The 2,589-nt window shown below is 52.1% G+C and carries 2 protein-coding genes; both read right to left on the bottom strand.

Translation table 11 applies throughout. The features are described 5' to 3' along the window. Positions 1 to 720 precede the first annotated feature (720 nt). A complete protein-coding gene (locus D5S03_RS09570; protein ID WP_287043709.1) occupies positions 721 to 1,503 on the bottom strand; it encodes an ABC transporter permease in 783 nt (260 codons plus the stop codon). Next, positions 1,500 to 2,420 carry an ABC transporter ATP-binding protein gene (locus D5S03_RS09565; RefSeq protein ID WP_008869817.1) on the bottom strand — a complete coding sequence of 307 codons (921 nt, stop codon included), beginning with the start codon at positions 2,418 to 2,420 and terminating at the stop codon, positions 1,500 to 1,502. The genes D5S03_RS09570 and D5S03_RS09565 overlap by 4 nt, the downstream gene beginning before the upstream one ends. Positions 2,421 to 2,589 lie beyond the last annotated feature (169 nt).

The raw sequence follows: 2,589 nt of genomic DNA, 5'->3' as shown, positions 1-2,589 counted from the left end.
ATAATAGTTTTAAAATACAGCCAAGACTTCATGTAAGGTACAATGCAACTGTTCAGCACATTTTGTGTGTACTCTTGTTCTGGCCATCGGTGTCGGGGTCGGTATCGGTATCGGGGTCGATAGAAAACCGAAAGCCAAAGTTGCGCGGGGCTTTCCCCAACAGCTTCGATACCGATCCCGATTCCGATACCGACCCCGACAAAACCAGTTGTCATGGTGAACAATTACGGTACAATCAGCTTAAGTGCCGGCCTGCAGGTATTCCCGGTCCCCTGGCGAATAGACCCTGGCATTGATACTTCTCCCAGATCTGATGCAGGTAAAAATTACAGGGGATCCTTTGCTGGTTACTAACTGGCACTGCTTTGTTTTTACTGACTTCTGACATCTGATCTCTGATTCCAAGTTGCATTCAAGATGATTTCTCCAGACAGTTATGAATATCACTAAGTTCGGAAAACCAGAAAAAATTTTACCACAGAGTACACAGAGGCACACAGAGTTAGCAGTGTCATCTTATGCCTTTTTCTCTGTGAATCTCTGTGCTCTCTGTGGTGTCAAACATTTGATGACAACGGGTATAAAGATCACCTTGAATGCAAATAGTAATGAAATCTGATCTCTGACATCTGACTTCTGTATTCACAACTGCCAGGCACATGATATGACGTCCAAGCCCGGCTGGATGTTTAACAGACGGGCAACACTCCCTGTGCAAGCCTATTTTATAAGCCTGTTGCGCATGGACGTGATGCTCAGGAAATAAAAAACCGCTGCAAATCCCTTCAGGTAAAAGAGGCTGACCAGCAGGTTTGATTCCATCCGGCCCATGGTGCAGAGTCTGGTCAACTCCACCAGATGATACAGGGGCGAAATCCGGGCCAGATGCTGGCCCCACTCCGGCAGGCTGGCAACCGGGAAAAACGTTCCGCTGAAAAGAAAAAGCGGGGTCACCAATAGAAAAAAGGGCAGGTTGAACATGTCAATGCTTGGAGTTATCCCGGTAAAGAACATGCCCACCGAACCGAATACCATCCCGCCGAGAAAGGCCAGGGGGATTACCACCAAAGCCCAGGGATAGACCGCAAAACCCAGCACTGAAATTACCCCCAGGATTATGACTGCAGCCATCATGGACTTGGTGGCCCCCCAGACGATCTCCGCAGTGACTACTTCCTCCAGGGACAGTGGCGTGGCCAGCATGGCATCGAAGGTCTTCTGATAGTACATGCGCACAAAAGAAGCATAGGTGTTTTCAAAAAAGGCGTTGAACATTATGGCCGTGGCCAGAAGAGCCGGGGCAATGAACTGTATGTAGCTAAGCTTCTCTCCTGCGTAGACCACGTCTCCAATGAGCCCGCTTAGGCCTATGCCGAATGCGGCCAGATAGAAAAGGGGCTCCAGCAGGGGAACCATGAAGCTGACCTTCCAGGTGCGGCGGTAGACTATGAGATTTCTTTTCCAGACCGGCAGGAACAAAAAAGTCAGATCGGTTCTCTTCATTCCCGAAGCTCCCTTCCTGTGAGACGCAGAAACACGTCTTCAAGAGTCCCGCTGCGAAACAGGCATTTGTCCGGACAGAATTTCTGCCTGATGACCTTTCCCAGCCCGTTCAGGTCGTCGGTATAAATTATCAGTCTGCCCGCCAGCTGCTCGTGGTTGATTTTTTTCTGCTCCACAAAGCTTTGAAGCTCCTGCCCGGGACTTTCCACCTCTATCACCGATGTCCCGGCAAATTCACGGATGAGGCCATCCGGGGAACCCTGCACCAGGATCCTGCCATGATCCATGATCACAATCCTGTGGCAGAGACTGGCCGCCTCTTCCATGTAGTGGGTGGTCAGGACCAGGGTCAGTCCCCTGGTCTGCAGCTCTTTGAGCTTGTCCCAGACCTGGTGTCTTGACTGGGGGTCCAGACCTGTGGTGGGCTCGTCCAGGATGATCAGACCGGGCTCGTTGATAAGGGACCTGGCCAGCATGAGCCGCCTGGCCATGCCTCCCGAGAGCTGGCTGACCCGGGCATCTTTTTTGTGGTTCAGGGCAAAGAAGTCCAGCAGTTCACGGGTACGTTCTGCAGCCTTTTGCCTGGGGATGCGGTAATACCCGGCAAAGACGAGGAGGTTTTGCTCAACGCTCAGGTCCGGGTCCAGTGTGTTTTCCTGCTGGCAGACGCCGATTCTGGAGCGGATATGCCTCCACCCGGTCTTGATGTCCAGGCCGAAAACCTTGATATTTCCAGAACTCAAGGGAGAAAATCCGTACATCATCCTGATGACAGAGGTCTTGCCCGCGCCGTTGGGACCAAGGAGGCCGAAGAACTCCCCTTCTTCCACCTGAAAGCTCACATCGTCCACGGCAGTGAACTGCCCGAACCTCTTGCCCAGACTAATGGCTTCAATTACCGGGTTTATCGATTTCATCGGGACATCTTATGCGGATCACAGAGCATAAGCAAGATCCTGACTCCCGCCCGGGTCCTGCCTTCAGTCACGCGCCCTGCCACGCGCTTCGCGTGGTTAGCGTGGTCAGCGTGACAAAAAACTTTTTGCAGGCGTATCCTCTTGAGTTTCAGGGTAGCTGCGGGGGTGT

The organism is Desulfonatronospira sp. MSAO_Bac3 (assembly GCF_003838035.1).
GTDB classification, from domain to species: domain Bacteria; phylum Desulfobacterota; class Desulfovibrionia; order Desulfovibrionales; family Desulfonatronovibrionaceae; genus Desulfonatronospira; species Desulfonatronospira thiodismutans.
This window is presented reverse-complemented; position numbering and strand designations above follow the sequence as displayed.

Bases quoted from the DNA above. Each gene is read 5' to 3' on its own strand.
- D5S03_RS09570 (WP_287043709.1), bottom strand. From the start codon at position 1,503: ATGAAGAGAACCGATCTGACTTTTTTGTTCCTGCCGGTCTGGAAAAGA.
- D5S03_RS09565 (WP_008869817.1), bottom strand. From the start codon at position 2,420: ATGAAATCGATAAACCCGGTAATTGAAGCCATTAGTCTGGGCAAGAGG.